The sequence below is a fragment of the Rhodococcus sp. AQ5-07 genome, from assembly GCF_009707305.1.
Lineage (GTDB): Bacteria > Actinomycetota > Actinomycetes > Mycobacteriales > Mycobacteriaceae > Rhodococcus_F > Rhodococcus_F erythropolis.
The window spans coordinates 6266844-6281934 of record NZ_CP046099.1 but is presented as its reverse complement, the minus strand read 5'-3'; the positions used below and the strand labels follow the sequence as shown (position 1 = coordinate 6281934).

At 62.8% G+C, this 15091-nt stretch carries 14 protein-coding genes; 2 read left to right on the top strand and 12 right to left on the bottom strand.

Going from position 1 to position 15091, the window contains the following annotated elements:
• Positions 1 to 3 precede the first annotated feature (3 nt).
• Both GJB56_RS29115 and GJB56_RS29110 read right to left on the bottom strand, forming a co-directional pair.
• Positions 4 to 801: a mycofactocin-coupled SDR family oxidoreductase gene (locus GJB56_RS29115; RefSeq protein WP_030535957.1), complete on the bottom strand. Its 798-nt coding sequence runs from the start codon at positions 799 to 801 to the stop codon at positions 4 to 6.
• On the bottom strand, positions 798 to 2423 hold the full coding sequence (locus tag GJB56_RS29110) for a flavin-containing monooxygenase (protein ID WP_113682296.1): 1626 nt from the start codon (positions 2421 to 2423) through the stop codon (positions 798 to 800). The genes GJB56_RS29115 and GJB56_RS29110 overlap by 4 nt, the downstream gene beginning before the upstream one ends.
• 273 nt (positions 2424 to 2696) lie before the next feature.
• Between GJB56_RS29110 and GJB56_RS29105 the strand changes: the two genes are divergently transcribed.
• On the top strand, positions 2697 to 3137 hold the full coding sequence (locus tag GJB56_RS29105) for a hypothetical protein (RefSeq protein WP_060939120.1): 441 nt from the start codon (positions 2697 to 2699) through the stop codon (positions 3135 to 3137).
• Positions 3138 to 3144: 7 nt separating this feature from the next.
• Here the strand turns inward: GJB56_RS29105 and GJB56_RS29100 are convergent, their stop codons facing one another.
• Positions 3145 to 3804, bottom strand: a complete 660-nt coding sequence (locus tag GJB56_RS29100) for a response regulator (protein WP_046378127.1) — start codon at positions 3802 to 3804, stop codon at positions 3145 to 3147.
• Between the two features lie 176 nt (positions 3805 to 3980).
• Between GJB56_RS29100 and GJB56_RS29095 the strand changes: the two genes are divergently transcribed.
• Entirely contained in the window at positions 3981 to 4442 is a 462-nt protein-coding gene (locus GJB56_RS29095) for a hypothetical protein (protein ID WP_019749392.1), read from the top strand.
• Positions 4443 to 4533: 91 nt separating this feature from the next.
• Here GJB56_RS29095 and GJB56_RS29090 read toward each other — a convergent pair whose 3' ends face one another.
• From GJB56_RS29090 to dnaK, 9 genes are all read right to left on the bottom strand, one after another.
• Positions 4534 to 5709, bottom strand: coding sequence for an NADH:flavin oxidoreductase (locus GJB56_RS29090; RefSeq protein WP_024487410.1), 1176 nt, complete (start codon positions 5707 to 5709; stop codon positions 4534 to 4536).
• A 132-nt stretch (positions 5710 to 5841) separates the two neighbouring features.
• Complete coding sequence (locus GJB56_RS29085) at positions 5842 to 6561, bottom strand: ABC transporter ATP-binding protein (protein WP_020723665.1); 720 nt, start codon at positions 6559 to 6561, stop codon at positions 5842 to 5844.
• Positions 6561 to 8411, bottom strand: a complete 1851-nt coding sequence (locus GJB56_RS29080; RefSeq protein ID WP_097387723.1) for a branched-chain amino acid ABC transporter ATP-binding protein/permease — start codon at positions 8409 to 8411, stop codon at positions 6561 to 6563. Before GJB56_RS29080 ends, GJB56_RS29085 begins: the two co-directional genes overlap by 1 nt.
• Before the next feature lies 1 nt (position 8412).
• Entirely contained in the window at positions 8413 to 9270 is an 858-nt protein-coding gene (locus GJB56_RS29075; protein WP_019749388.1) for a branched-chain amino acid ABC transporter permease, read from the bottom strand.
• Positions 9267 to 10481 (bottom strand): ABC transporter substrate-binding protein, encoded by a 1215-nt coding sequence (locus GJB56_RS29070; protein ID WP_047890168.1) that lies wholly within the window; start codon positions 10479 to 10481, stop codon positions 9267 to 9269. The genes GJB56_RS29075 and GJB56_RS29070 overlap by 4 nt, the downstream gene beginning before the upstream one ends.
• A 334-nt stretch (positions 10482 to 10815) precedes the next feature.
• Entirely contained in the window at positions 10816 to 11226 is a 411-nt protein-coding gene (locus GJB56_RS29065) for a heat shock protein transcriptional repressor HspR (RefSeq protein ID WP_003944355.1), read from the bottom strand.
• Complete coding sequence (dnaJ, locus tag GJB56_RS29060; protein WP_019749386.1) at positions 11223 to 12395, bottom strand: molecular chaperone DnaJ; 1173 nt, start codon at positions 12393 to 12395, stop codon at positions 11223 to 11225. The genes GJB56_RS29065 and dnaJ overlap by 4 nt, the downstream gene beginning before the upstream one ends.
• Positions 12396 to 12417: 22 nt before the next feature.
• Entirely contained in the window at positions 12418 to 13014 is a 597-nt protein-coding gene (gene grpE / locus GJB56_RS29055; RefSeq protein ID WP_019749385.1) for a nucleotide exchange factor GrpE, read from the bottom strand.
• Positions 13011 to 14864, bottom strand: a complete 1854-nt coding sequence (gene dnaK, locus GJB56_RS29050) for a molecular chaperone DnaK (RefSeq protein WP_019749384.1) — start codon at positions 14862 to 14864, stop codon at positions 13011 to 13013. Before dnaK ends, grpE begins: the two co-directional genes overlap by 4 nt.
• Positions 14865 to 15091: the final 227 nt, after the last annotated feature.

Here is a 15091-nt window from a genome sequence, read left to right as displayed (position 1 = left end):
AATTCACACTTTCTGGGTCAGGCCGGCGTCGACCACCAACTGACAGCCGGTCATGTAGCGGGACTCCGCGGATGCGAGAAACAAGACGGCATTGCTGACATCCACCGGATCGACCCAGGGAACAGGTAACAGGTTGCGTGCGCTCAGTACTGCAGCGGCGTCTGCTTCCGTGGGATTCTCGATATCCGGGCACAGGTTCGCGAACACTCGCTCGTTGATGATCATCGGGGTACGCACCGAACCCGGATGCACGGAGTTGACGCGAATACCCTCCGCGCCCAACTCGTTGGCCAGCGTTCTGGCCAGGCCCACCACGGCGTGCTTGGCGGCGCTGTAATGACTCGCTCCGGCAATACCTTTGATTCCCGCTGTCGAGCTGACCAGAACGACGGATCCACCGTCGCCGAAGTGCGGAACACAGGCCTTGACGGTGTGCCACGCCCCGGTCAGATTGACGTCGAGCGAGCGGTTCCACACTGCAGGATCGATGGTCCACGACGGTCCCGGCGTGTCGTACACGCCTGCATTCGCGACGACGACGTCCAACCCGCCGAGTTCGGCGACACAATCGGCGACTACCGCGGCGAGATCTTCGAAGTCACGAATGTCCGCGACGCCGGTGACCGCCACGCCTCCACGCTCGCGTACCGCCTGGGCGGTCTCCTCCAGCTCGGACTTTGCCTGCACGACATCCAACGCGATCACGGACGCGCCTTCGTCGGCGAGACGCTCGCAGTGTGAGCGGCCCATCCCGCCGGCCGCACCCGTCACCAGTACACGAAGACCCTCGAGGCGACTCATGCGTGCACCGCGCTGTTCAGTTCGAAGCCTCGGTATCCCGCTGCTGCCACGTCTGCACAGATGTCGGAGTAGACACCGAATCCTCCGATGAATGGCATGAATATCCTCGGCTTTCCCGGAATGTTGGCTCCCATGTACCAGGAGTTCGCGGATGGAAACAATGTTGCCGACGCCCGACGCGAGCACTCCTCGAGCCAGGTGTCCACGGCTTCGGCACTCGGTTCGATGGTGTCGATGCCCGCCGAATCGAGGTGGTTGATCGCGCCCGCGATCCAGTCCACGTGCTGCTCGGCAGCGAGAATCATGTTGGACAGCACACTCGGGCTACCCGGCCCGGTGACGATGAACAGGTTGGGGAACCCGTGTACTCCGAGGCCTAGATACGTCCTTGGACCCGCATGCCAGTTCTCGCGCAACGTCTCGCCATTGCGGCCGCGGATCTCGATGCGATCGAGCGCTCCCGTCATCGCGTCGAACCCGGTGGCGAACACCAGCGCATCCAGTTCGTAGTGCGCATCGGCCGTCTTGATTCCAGCCTCGTCGATCGCCTCGATCGGTGCGGACTTGAGATTCACCAGGCTGACGTTGTCACGGTTGTAGCTCTGGTAGTAGTTCGTGTCCGTGACTATCCGCTTGGTTCCGATGGGGTGGTCGTTCGGAATGAGCAGGTCGGCGATCGCCTGATCCTGGACTTCCGAGCGAATCTTGCGTTCGGCAAACGCTGCCGCTGTCCCGTTGGCCTCGATGTTGCTCGTCTGGTCTGCGAATGTCTTGGCGAACAGGACACCGCCGAGCTTCCACCGCTCCTCGTATGCCGCGTTTCTCTCGGCCTCCGAGACTTCGAGGGCGCTGCGAGGATCCGAAACGAACGGCGATCCACCGCCACTGCGCTTGGACAGCGCTCGACGCTCTGCGTAGCCGGCCTTGATCTCGGCGCGGCGCTTGTCATCGAGAGGCGTGTTTCCTGCCGGCACACTGTAATTCGCGGACCGCTGGAACACGTAGAGATGATCGGCCTGCTCGGCGATCAGCGGAATGGACTGGATGCCCGAAGATCCGGTACCGATCACGCCGACTCGTTTGCCGGTGAAGTCGACTCCCTCGTGCGGCCAGAAACCGGTGTGGAACACATCGCCACCGAAGGTCTCACGGCCCGCAATGTTCGGAACGTTTGCGGTCGAGAGGCTGCCCGTGGCGCACACGACGAAGCGTGAGGTGACGTCGTGACCGCCGTCGGTCTGTACTCGCCACGTGGCAGTACCCTCGTCGAACTGTGCACTCAGAACGCGTGTGTCGAAGGTGAAGCCAGTGCGAAGGTCGAAGCGATCAGCCACGTGATCGAGGTACGAGAGGATCTCCGGTTGCGCGGCGTACTTCTCGCTCCAGTCCCAATCCTGTTGCAGCTCTTCGGAGAACGAGTAGGAGTAGTCGAAACTCTCGACGTCACAGCGTGCGCCGGGGTAGCGGTTGAAATACCACGTGCCGCCCACTCCGGAGCCCGCCTCGAAGCCGTGGACACGCAGCCCCTGCTCGCGAAGTCGGTGCATGGCGTACATGCCAGCGACGCCGGCGCCGATGACTACGACGTCGAGTGGTGCGGTGGAGAAGTCAGGATCGGTCATGGTGGTCACGCTACGAGTGGACTGGTTGGTAGAGGAACGGGTTCTCCCGCTGGGTGGGCGGAGCCTCCACCCCATGACACTGGGTGGGCGGAGCCTCCACCCTCGTGACGCCGGGTGGGCGGGCCCGGACGGGTTTGTCCGCCGATCGGGGGACACCGATGTCATCCAGCACTCGGACCCGTAGGTGGACAGACCCGAAGGGATTTCGGGGCCATAGTTGTCTCATCACCGAAACACACGGTCACCGAGACCGACAAATCGAGGAGAAAAATCATGACTACCAACACAATTCGACCCGAAGCAATTTCCTTCTCCGGCCTCAGCATGGCAGCTCTGGTTGCCCGCGCCGCCGGTGCGAACGCTGTGAAGTCGATAACCGACACTTCCGTCACGACGGCGATGATCAGCAATTCGGGCTTCGGGGCCCTGTATCTGGTCGACGCGTCCAACCCGAACGGCGACTGGATCGTCCCGCCGGCCGACTACATCCTGCCGAACATGAACGTCAACGTGGTCGCCACGAGCAAGAATCAGAACGACTTTCCCGTCGTGCTCACGTATCGCTCCGACGACGGTGGAGTGTTTGTCTTCAGCGCCACCAACTCGAAGACCAGGGCGGATGCCGGCGGAACGTACGCCCCCGACGGCCACGACGTCACGGTGACGATGACCTCGGGTTACCCGGCCATGAACGTCACGTACGTACTGCGGTGACTCCCGTTCACTCCAACAGACCCTGCCGCATCGCGGCGGCGACGGCGGCGCCTCGATCGTTGACTCCGAGTTTCTCGTAGAGGCGCTGCACGTGGGTTTTGACGGTCGAAGGCGCAAGAAAGAGCTGGGAGGCGATGGTGGGGATACTGGCGCCCTGTGCGATCAATCCGAGGACTTCACGCTCACGGGCGCTGAGAGTCGGGCCGGACGGCTCGCTACGGCGACGCACCTCTCCCACCAGTCCGGCAGCGATGGTGGGCGGCAACACATCTCGGCCCGCGGCGCAGTCGAGCACGGCGCTCACGATCTCGGCCCGGGTGGATTCCTTCGGCAGGAATCCGGCAGCACCCGCCTGCAGAGCCTGATACACGACGGACGATTCGTCGTGAGCACTGAGCAGGAGCACCCTGGTCGGCAACTCGTCTCGAACCACTGCTGCTGCCACCTGGGTCCCGTCCAGGTGCGGCATCCGGAAATCGATCAGCGCCACCTTCGGGCGTAATTCCCGAATCATTGCGAGCGCAGCTGCGCCGTCGTCGGCCTCGCCCAGAACGTCGATGCGGTCACTGCCGGTCAGGGCCCGAACCACGCCCTCACGAAACAACGGGTGATCGTCGCCGACCACCACGGAAACCTTGCCGACCACCGGCTTCGTGCCTTCTCGCATTGCTCACTTTCTCACGCCCGTACCAGCAATGCGAGCACTTGCGCCTCCCCCGATCGGGGGACACGCGATTCAACCCCGCCACGGCCCCGTCGGCGGACATACAGCAGCCCTGATTCGCGACAAGATTGATTCATCGCCGAGAACGGCAACCACACACCAGCCCAGGAGCAGACATCATGCGTACCAACACCACTCGCTTCGTAGCAGTCACCGCGATCGCCCTCGCTCTCGGCGGAACCGCACTGGGAACCGCGGCGGTCGCCAACGCCGGCACCATGCCGACGGACGGCCCGACGGTTGCCATGACCATCACCAACAACACCGACAACCCGATGCTGCTGGACAGCGCGTCCAACCCCTACGGACAGTGGATCAACGGCCCCCGCTCCTACCTGGCTCCGCACACGACCGAAATCGTCACCGCCTACAGCAGCGATCCCCGCGGCATCGGTGTCGACGTCACCTACAACGTCGCCGACGGAGTCCAGACCGTCATGGCAGCCAACAACTACGCCGGCAACCCCACCCTCGACGGGACCCGCATCATCGGTGACCCGACGCACGTCATCCTCACCGACTACATGGCCACCGGCTACCCCACGATGAACGCCTCCTACGACGTCTTCACGCAGAACTGAACCGAGCGTTGAAGCAACCACGAACTTGATCCGCTACGGCCCACGACCCGGTATCCGCATGGATGTCGGGACGTGGTGTGCGCTGACCAACTCAGACGCGTTCGACCAACACGCAGCGGGCACCACTGAAGATCGTAGGCATGCACTTGTTGCAGTGGATGCACAGTGATTGGGTATCGGATTCGGCTGCGATCCGATTGATCAGATCCGGTTCTCTGAGCAGTGCCCGTGCCATGGCGACGAACTCGAACCCTTCCGCCATTGCGGTATCCATGCCCGCTTTGTCCGTGACACCGCCGAGCAGCACGAGCGGCAACTTCACCGCAGCACGGATCTGCCGAGCCTCTTCCAGCATGAACAGCGGCTTGTACGGATAGGCATGCAACATGCTCTTGCCCACCAACTGCACACCGAGCCGAACAGGCTGCGGCATCGCGGCGGCAAACTCGCGGATCGGCGCATCACCCTTGAACAGGTACATCGGGTTGAGCAGTGAGCTACCCATCGTCAACTCGAGCGCATCGACACTTCCGGATGCCTCGAGCCACTGCGCCACCTGGATTGCTTCGTCCACCCAGAATCCGCCTGGCACACCGTCGTCCATGTTCAGCTTGGCCAAGATCGCGATCTTGTCGCCGACTGCATCGCGCACACTGCGCGCAGTTTCGAGTACGACGCGAGCCCGATTCTCGAGCGATCCGCCGTAAGAATCCTTACGACGGTTCAGTTTCGGGCTCAGGAACGAGCTCGCGAAATAGTTGTGGCCGAAGTGGATCTCGACGGCGTCGAATCCTGCTTCGACGGCAAGTCGCGCAGCGCTCCCGTGCGCCGCCGCAATTCTGGTGATGTCCGCTGTGGTGGCAGTGCGAATCATCCTCATGCTCAACGGATTGAACGAACTCGACGGTGCCAGCGCGGGCAGTCCGGTCGACTTCTGATTCGCGACGGGGCCGGCGTGCCCGAGCTGCGCCGATGCTGCTGCCCCTTCGGCGTGAATGGCATCGGTGAGTCGTCGCAGTCCGGGGAGGGCATCGGGCCGCATCCACAGCTGGCCGTATTCGGTGCGCCCTTCCGGTGCGACGGCGCAATACGCGACGGTGGACATCCCGACTCCGCCGGCTGCCGGGCGGCGATGGAACTCGATCAGCTCGTCGGTGACCAGGGCGTCGGGAGTTTTGCCTTCGAATGTCGCGGACTTGATGATTCGATTTCGCAAGGTCACCGGGCCCAGCTTTGCCGGGGCGAGCACGTCGGGAGCAGTCATCAAGTTTGCCTCTCGCAGGGGTTGTTTGCTGGACGGTAGATCGATGGTCCAGAGCTGGCCAGCCCCCGTGCCACGGAGCGGGAAAACAACTTCAGCCCGGCCGAGGTGGCCGGGCTGAAGTGACATCGCTGCAGATCAGATGCGTCCGAAGTACGCGTCCTTGAGCACTGCCAGGTCGTCGATGTCCTTGGCGTCGGCGTCGAGGACCACCTTGCCGATGTCGAGGACCGTCACGTGATCGGCGACGCTCATCGCGGCCTCCACTGCCTGCTCCACCAGCAGAACAGCCAGGCCGGTTTCCTTGAGCTGCTGGACGCGGTCCATCACCTCACCGACGATCACCGGAGCCAGCCCGCCCGACGGTTCGTCGAGAAGGAGCAATCGCGGCTGCGCCATCAGCGCTGCGCCGATCGCGAGCATCTGCTGCTGACCGCCCGACATGGAACCGGCGGGAAGCGCACGCTTCTCCCCCAGGATCGGGAACATCTCGTACATGGACTCGACGGATTCCATCAGCTCGCCGCGCTTTGCCTTGCGGGTGTACCCGCCCAGCAGAAGGTTCTGCTCGACGGTCTGCTTGTGAAAGACCCGCTTACCCTCCTGCACGTACGCCATACCCTGCCGCACCCGCTTGTGGGCGGGAACTCCGGTGATGTCGGCACCGTCCATTTCGACGGTTCCAGAGGCCACCTTGTTGAGGCCGGACAGAGCACGGAGCGTGCTCGTCTTGCCTGCACCGTTGCGTCCGAGCAGGGCTGTCACCTGACCGGGATAGACGTCGAACGAGACATCCCAGACGACGCGCAGATCGCCGTACCCGGTCTGCAGGTTACGGACCTTCAGAATCGGTTCCATCACTTCACCTCGCTGGTCTGATGGTCTACCGCGCCGATTTCTTCGAGCAGCGCATCCTCATCACCGGACTTGACTCCGAGGTATTCGCTCAACACGCGCGGGTGATGTTCGATCGTCGCCGCATCGCCGGTGGCGATCACCTGCCCCTGCGCCAGTACCACGATCTCGTCGGCGAGCGAGAGCACGAGGCGGAAGTTGTGCTCCACCAACACCACTGTGGCCCCAGCATCTCGCAGTACCCGGATCAGGTCTGCCAGGCGTTCGAGTTCGTCCTCGTCGAGTCCGGACGCAACCTCGTCGAAGAGTACGACCCTCGGCTCGGCGATGACGGCGCGAGCAACTTCGAGCATGCGACGCATCCCCAGGGGCAGCGACGTCGCGATCTCGTTGCGCAGGTGCGACATCCCCACGAGCTCGAGAACACGCTCGGCCTCGACGATGTCGGCCTTCGCGATCCTGCGGAAGCTGGGCAGGCGAAGCACAGCCGACGCCATCGACGCGCGGTGCACCGAATACCGTCCGGATGCAACAGCTTCCAGAACCGTGATGTTCTCCGGAATCGTCGGAGTTTGGAACGTGCGCGCCACCCCCACGCGCGCCACCTTGTGCGGCGACGACTGCGAGACCACCGTGTCACCGATTGTGATCACGCCGGCGTCCGCGGTGTAGAAGCCGCAGATCATGTTGAGCATGGTCGTCTTACCCGAACCGTTGGGCCCGATCAACGCGGTGACCTTACCGGCCTCTGCCGTCAGGGTTGCCGCATTGAGTGCCTGGTTACCACCGAATGCCTTGGACACTCCGTCGACCACCAACCGAGCGCCATTGATCGGCGCCAGTTCCGGTGTTCCGCCGCTGTTTTCCTTTGCGACGACTACGCCCAGGCCGGCCCTGCGATCGAGTTTCGAGACGATCGCTCGCCCGACCTTGGTCAGCCCACCGGAGAGCAGCACACCGCCGATGATCAGGAAGCCTCCGTAGAAGATCAGCGAGTATTCCTGAAATGCCGTCGACTGGTTGGGACCGAGCTGCATGATCGCGGCACCGACTACGGCGCCGTACACACTTGCCGCACCGCCCAGGATGGATGCCGCCAGAACCGCTGTCGCAAAGGTGAACCCGAAGGCTTCCGGCGAGATGAACAGGTCGGTATTGGCGAACAACGCACCCGCCAGACCGGCCGGGAACGCACCGATCGCATAGCCGAGCAGTTTCATCCGGAACACCGACACACCCTGCGACGACGCCAGCACCGGCGACTGCTTGAGCGTGCGGAACGCGATGCCGTGGCGCGAGACCACCAGGTTGCGCATCACCGCGAACCAGAGGACGGTCACCACGACAACCACCATGTAGTACTGCTGGGTGTCGAGTTCGGAGCCGAAGAGCGTCGGCGGCTCCATACCGGTGAGGCCGTTTCGGCCGCCGGTCTTGCCGCCGAAGATCGCCAGTACGTCCGGCACGAGCAGCACCAGGAAGAACGACGTCATCGCCAGGGACCAGTTGCCCAGTCGCAGACCGGGAACGCCCGTCAAGATGCCGACGCCCAATGCCACGGCACCGGCCGCAGCGAGCTGGACCAGGATGTCGGTGTGACCGGCCTGGGACATCAGACCCGCGGTGTATGCACCCGCCGCGTACATCGCGGCCTGGCCGAGCGCCAGTTCACCGGCAAAGCCGAGGCTCAGGTTCAGGCCGCTGACCACAAGTGCCAGGATGCAGGCCAATTGAATCTGCCGTGATGTCGACAGGTCGAGCCCCATCACGGGCAGCAGCAAGATCACTACCGCCAGGACCAGCGGGATGATCCAACTCGGAAGGGAACGGAAAGTCCGCCACGCGCTTACCATTTCACACCACCCGTTCTCGGACGTTGCCGAACAAGCCGGCAGGTTTGACCATCAAGATGATGATCAGCACCGTGAAGACGGCGATATTGCTGTACTGACTTCCCGCCCACAGGGCGGTGAACGATTCCACCAGGCCGACGGTCAGGCCGCCGATCAAAGCACCTGGCAGAGAGCCGAACCCGCCGATCGCCAACGCCACGAATCCCTTGAGGGCCAGCGCGGCACCCAACGTCGCAACTGCAAACGTCTTGGGGCCGACAAGGAGTCCGAGGACACCGGCCAACGCACCCGAGAAGGCAAACGCACCCAGCGCCAACCGTCGTACATTGACTCCTCGCAGCATCGCCGCTTCACGATCCTCGGAGATGCCGATCAGAGCCAGACCCGTCATGGTCTTCTTCGAGACGTAACTCAACCCGATGACCAGTGCGATCGCCGCAACAAGCAGAGCGATCTCGACCGGGTAGGTACGGCCGCCGAGTAGGGTGATCGGTTCGTTCGATCCGAAGAACGGAACCGTGAGAGGTTCACTACCCCAAATCAATTGAGTTGCACCATTGAGCAGAGTGGCAACGCCAAGCGTGGTGACCAGCTGGTTCTGGTGATCGGCCACCGGTCTGATCGCGACGATCTCCTCGACCGAGGCGAGGAGCATCACGGTCACGGTTGCCATGACGGCCACCACGAGAACGGGAAGTTTCAGGGTCACGAGACCCGTGTAGGCGACGAAAGTGCCCACCATCATCAGCTGAGCTTGAGCGAAGTTGAACGTGTTGGAGGAAACGAAAACGATGTTGTACCCGATGGCAACCAGCACGTAGACCGCGCCGAGCGCCAATCCGGACCACAGAATGGTCATGACGCAGCCGGGTTTCCGAACTGACCGTTGAGGATCTTCGTCGGGCTGATGAACTTCAGCTCACTGGTATCCGGGTTCGGGCCGTGGTTGTCAGAGCTGAAGTTGTAGCGCGAGAGGAATGCGGTCTTGGCATTCTCCTGAACCTCTGCGGTTTCCAGTGCTTCGGCGAGCTTCTTCGGATCGGTCGAACTGCCGACCTTCTCCGCTGCTGCCGCGACGAGGGGGAATGCGTCGTAGTTGTCCGCGAGGATCAGCGTCGACGGGATCGAGCCCAGCGACGCCATCGTGTCCACCATCGTGTTGACGAGCGCGTTGTTCGGATCGAACACCGTGCTGGTGAACACCTGCGTCACCAGGTTCTTCACCTGCGGGGTGCCGAGCACGCCGGCGGGCGGATCATTGGCGATGAGGTTGGTGGCAGAGACCGACGTGTTGCCGATCAACGGCACGTCCCAGCCGAGTCGCTCCAGGCTCTGCAACACGTATCCGAGCGGGGCGCCGTACGCGTCCAACGCGATTGCCGTTGCACCGGCATTCTTGAGCGACTGCAACTGCGCCGTCATGTCCAGAGCAGCGGCGTCGTATTCTTCGTTGCCGGCAGCTTTCAGACCGACTTTCTCGAGCGCACTGGTCATCTCCTCGCCGAAGAGTTCACCGTAAGCGGTACTACCGTGCAGGACTCCGACGCTGCTGTAGCCCTTGGTTTTTGCATACTCGGAGATGCCGCGAGCGGTGTCGGTCGCGCCCGGAGCCAGGTCGAAGTTCAGCGGGAACTTCGAGGGGTCCGTGGAATCGGGAGAAGGCGCCATGCTCAGCGAGAGGATGTTGTTCTGCTTGAGGATCGGGAGAACCGCAGCCGCGATCGACGAAGGACCCGAGTTGAGGTAGAGGTCAGGCTTGTTCCCCGAGTTGATGGCTTCGCGCAGCTTGGTGACGGCGATGGTTGCATCACCCGCGTCGTCGACAGTGGTGAGCTCGATCTGACGGCCGCCGATGCCCCCGGCCTCGTTCTGGACCTGAACGCCGGCCTTCGTGGCCAGCAGGGAAGTCTGCGAGTTCGCCGCGAGAACACCCTGCGCACTGATCCCGCCGGTCAGCAGGACGCGGTACGGCGAATCCGCGCCACCTTCGGACTCCGAAGAACCACTACACCCCGCGAGAGCCAGAGCCGTCACGGCAACTGCCGCAACAAGAATGGGCCGACGATTCATGTCTGCACTCCTAGAACACATGTATGCACCGAACGTCAGGCGAATACCTGACGAAAGAAGGATCGGCCGGTGGGAACGCCTGATTTCGAGCACCAGCCAACCAAGCACCCGCTTGATGATCTAGCAAGCAGTTGCTTGGGTTGGAGCATAGAATGTGATCTGGATAACGTCAAACGCACAAAAGAGGAGTCATGGAAGCGGACGCTATGCATATTCGGGCGGCCTCGACAGACCGATTCCCGCTGGGTGGAAACGCCAAAACGGCCCCACACCCTGCGGGATTCGATGAGGTGAATCCGAGCAGGGCGTGGAGCCGTTTGCGCAAAGGTCTGAACTATCGCTGGTTTCGTGGCTTCCAAACCACCAACGCGTTGTTGCGTGGAATCGGAACGAGGTCCCGGCGATAGCCCGCATGGACTTTCGCGATTTCCTCGGCCAGTTCGCGGACGCGATGCTGCAGAGCCTCGACCTGGTTGGTCAGTTCGATGATCCGTTTGATTCCGGCGAGGTTGACGCCCTCGTCCTGCGAAAGCCGTTGCACTTCACGCAGAAGCGCAACATCACGCGGGGAGTAGCGTCGTCCGCCACCAGTGGTTCGGTGAGGGGTGACCAAACCGAGTCGATCGTAGTTACGCAAGGTCTGCGCATGCATTCCGGCCAACTCGGCTGCCACCGAGATCACGAAGATCTGGGCGTCAGGATCGACCGTCGCATCCCATTGATTCTGCGGTCGTTCGGTCATCATGCACCGGCCCACCCGGCCCGTGGATCGAACCCGCTCGCCTTCTCGGCTTCGAGATAGGTCTTCAGCGCTTCGATCGCCGGGTCGTCCAACTTCTGCGGGACGGATACCTTGACGGTGACCAGAAGGTCGCCTGCCCCCTCGGGACGCTTGGGGATGCCGCGTCCGCGAACTCGCAGAATGCGTCCGTCCACCGTTCCGGCCGGAACCTTCACTCCGACACGGCCGTCCAGGGTCGGCACGGACAGTGTCGTCCCGAGCACCAGTTCGCCGTAGCTCACCGGAACCGTCAGCGTCAGATCGTCGCCGTTACGGCCGAAGACATTGTCCGGCTTGACGCGGATGTTGACGAACAGGTCACCCGCTGGAGCTCCGCGGAGACCCGCTTCGCCCTTGCCCTTGAGTCTGATTTTCTGACCGTCGCTCACGCCTGCCGGCACGCGAACCGTGATGGTCCGTGTCCGGTTGGTGACGCCGCTACCGTGGCAGTCCTCGCAAGGCGAGTCGATGATCGAGCCGGTTCCCCGGCAGTCGTCACACGGCTCACTGAATCCGAATGCGCCCTGGTTGCGGCTGACCACGCCGGTTCCGTTGCAATGCGGGCACACTCGCGGGCTGGTGCCCGGCTTTGCGCCGCTGCCGTGACACGTGGTGCACGACGTCGGGCTGGTCAGACGAAGTGGGACGGTGACACCGAGCGCCGCTTCGCGGAAGGCGAGCGTCGTCTCGGTCTCGAGGTCCTTGCCTCGACGCGGTCGGTTGGGCGCAGCTGTGCGCTGGCCCGCTCCCCCGCGATTGAACAATCCGCCGAAGATGTCTCCGAGACCCGAGTCCTGCCCGCCGGCACCGCCGCCGAACAGGTCGTTGATGTCGAAACCACCAGCTCCGGGGTTGAATCCACCGCCACCTTGCGCACGGGGACCGAAGCCTCCGCTGGCAAAGAGGCGCCTGGCCTCGTCGTACTCCTTGCGCTTGTCCGGATCAGACAGAACGGCATGAGCTTCACTGACGGACTTGAAACGCTCTTCGGCCTTCGCATCGTCAGGGTTGGCGTCGGGATGAAGATCCCGGGCCAGCTTGCGATACGCCTTCTTGATTTCGTCGGCCGTCGCGGTGGACGAGACGCCCAGCTCCTTGTAGAAGTCCTTCTCGATCCACTCCCGTTGACTCACTGGGCGTCTCCTCCTCTCACTCTTACTTCGCTTCTTGTTCTGAACCGTCTGCAGGCTTGTCGCCTACCCGGTCCGTCACGGCCACCATTGCGGTCCGAAGGACCCGGTCGCCGAGCTTGTAACCCTTGCGCATGACCGTCCCGAGTACGGGGTCGTGGCCTTCGCCTTCATGCTGCACCGCTTCGTGGAGTGCGGGATCGAAATCATCGCCCTCGTTACCGAAGTCGGTCAAACCCAGACCCGTCAGGGTCGTGTTGAGCTTGTCCGCGAGTGCACGCAGTGGACCTGATTCGAGGTCACCGTGTGCCCGAGCGCGATCCAGGTCGTCGAGGATTCCGATGAGTTCGGTGATGACCGAAGCGCGCGCGGTTTCCTTGATGACCTGCTTGTCACGCTCGACGCGACGACGGTAGTTGGTGAACTCCGCCTGAAGTCGCTGCAGATCCGCAGTTCGTTCGGCGAGCTGATCGGTGGCGGATGCTTCCTCCACGATCGACTCTGCTTCCTGAACTACCCCTGTGTCTTCCGAGTCGAGCGGCGGCAGGGATTCCCCCGCCGCCTCTCCCTGTGCACCGGTCTCGGGGTCGACCGGGTTGTTCTCGGAGTTGTCCGAGGTCACTTCTTGTCCGAGTCGGTGGGCTCGTCGACAACCTCGGCGTCGACGACGTCGTCGTCATTGCCTGCGCCGTCGGTGTTTCCGGCCTCGTTTGCAGCGGAAGCCTCGTAGATGGCCTGACCCAGAGCCTGCGACTCGGTGCCCAGCTTCTCCACTGCGGTCTTCACTGCAGCGATGTCGGTGCCTGCCAGGGCGTCGTTGACGTCCTTGACCGCTGCCTCGACCTTGGTCAGGATCTCCTCGGAGACCTTGCCCGCGTTCTCACCTTCACGCTGCTCCTTGACGAACTTCTCCGTCTGGTGGACCAGCGACTCGGCCTGGTTGCGGACCTCTGCCTCTTCGCGACGTGCCTTGTCTTCCTCGGCGTGAGCCTCGGCGTCCTTGACCATGCGCTCGATCTCTTCCTTGGACAGACCGGAGCCGTCCTGGATCTTGATCGTGTTTTCCTTGCCGGTGCCCTTGTCCTTCGCCGTCACGTGCACGATGCCGTTGGCGTCGATGTCGAAGGTGACCTCGATCTGCGGAACGCCACGCGGGGCGGGCGGCAGATCGGTGAGCTCGAAGGAGCCGAGCAGCTTGTTGTGCGAAGCGATTTCGCGCTCACCCTGGAAGACCTGGATCTGCACCGAAGGCTGATTGTCGTCAGCGGTGGTGAAGGTCTCGGAACGCTTCGTGGGGATGGTGGTGTTGCGCTCGATGAGCTTGGTCATCACGCCACCCTTGGTTTCGATACCGAGGGAAAGCGGCGTGACGTCGAGGAGCAGAACGTCCTTGACCTCGCCCTTGAGCACGCCGGCCTGGAGTGCGGCGCCGACTGCGACGACCTCGTCCGGGTTGACACCCTTGTTGGGCTCACGGCCACCGGTCAGTTCACGAACCAGATCGGAGACTGCCGGCATACGGGTGGAGCCACCGACGAGCACGACATGGTCGATGTCCTTGACGGCGATTCCGCTGTCCTTGATCACTGCCTGGAACGGCGCACGGGTGCGATCGAGCAGGTCCGAGGTGATCTTCTGGAACTCGCTGCGGGAGAGCTGCTCGTCCAGGAAGAGCGGGTTCTTGTCCGCGTCGACCGTGATGTACGGGAGGTTGATGGAGGTGCTCTGCGAGCTGGAGAGCTCGATCTTCGCCTTCTCCGCAGCCTCACGCAGACGCTGCAGGGCCATCTTGTCCTTGGTCAGATCGATGCCGTTCTGAGCCTTGAACTTGTCGACCAGCCAAGCGACGACGCGCTCGTCCCAGTCGTCGCCACCGAGGTGGTTGTCACCGGAGGTTGCGCGAACCTCGACGACGCCGTCGCCGATTTCGAGCAGGGAGACGTCGAAGGTGCCGCCACCGAGGTCGAAGACCAGAATGGTCTGCTCGGTGTCACCCTTGTCCAGTCCGTATGCCAGTGCAGCCGCGGTGGGCTCGTTGACGATACGAAGGACGTTGAGGCCGGCGATCTGGCCGGCTTCCTTGGTTGCCTGACGCTGTGCGTCCTCGAAGTATGCGGGGACGGTGATGACGGCGTCGGTGATGTCTTCACCGAGGTAAGCCTCCGCGTCACGCTTGAGCTTCATGAGCGTGCGGGCGCTGATTTCCTGCGGCGTGTACTTCTTGCCGTCGATTTCCACGTTCCAGTCAGTGCCGATGTGGCGCTTGACGGAGCGGAGGGTGCGGTCGACGTTCGTGACTGCCTGGTTCTTCGCGGGCTGACCGACGAGAACCTCGCCGTTCTTGGCAAATGCGACCACCGAGGGGGTGGTACGTGAGCCTTCGGCGTTGGCGACCACTACGGGCTCGCCGCCCTCCAGCACTGCAACTACCGAGTTGGTCGTACCGAGATCGATACCGACTGCACGAGCCATAGTGTTCCTACCTTTCGTTCTGCGGTTCTCTGCCCGAGTGGTTGATCTCGAACATGACCGCGAGTTTTTCGCTTGGTGAGCGTCCTCCGCTCAAGTTTGCCTCCGACCGTGGCCGGGAGTCAACTTGAAGTTGAGCCGAGGGCGCTCAAGCTTGTCGAAATGGTCAACTACAGCCCACGTAGATTTGTTCCCGCCTTCCCCGAAAAGCCGAAAAAGTGCGCCACATC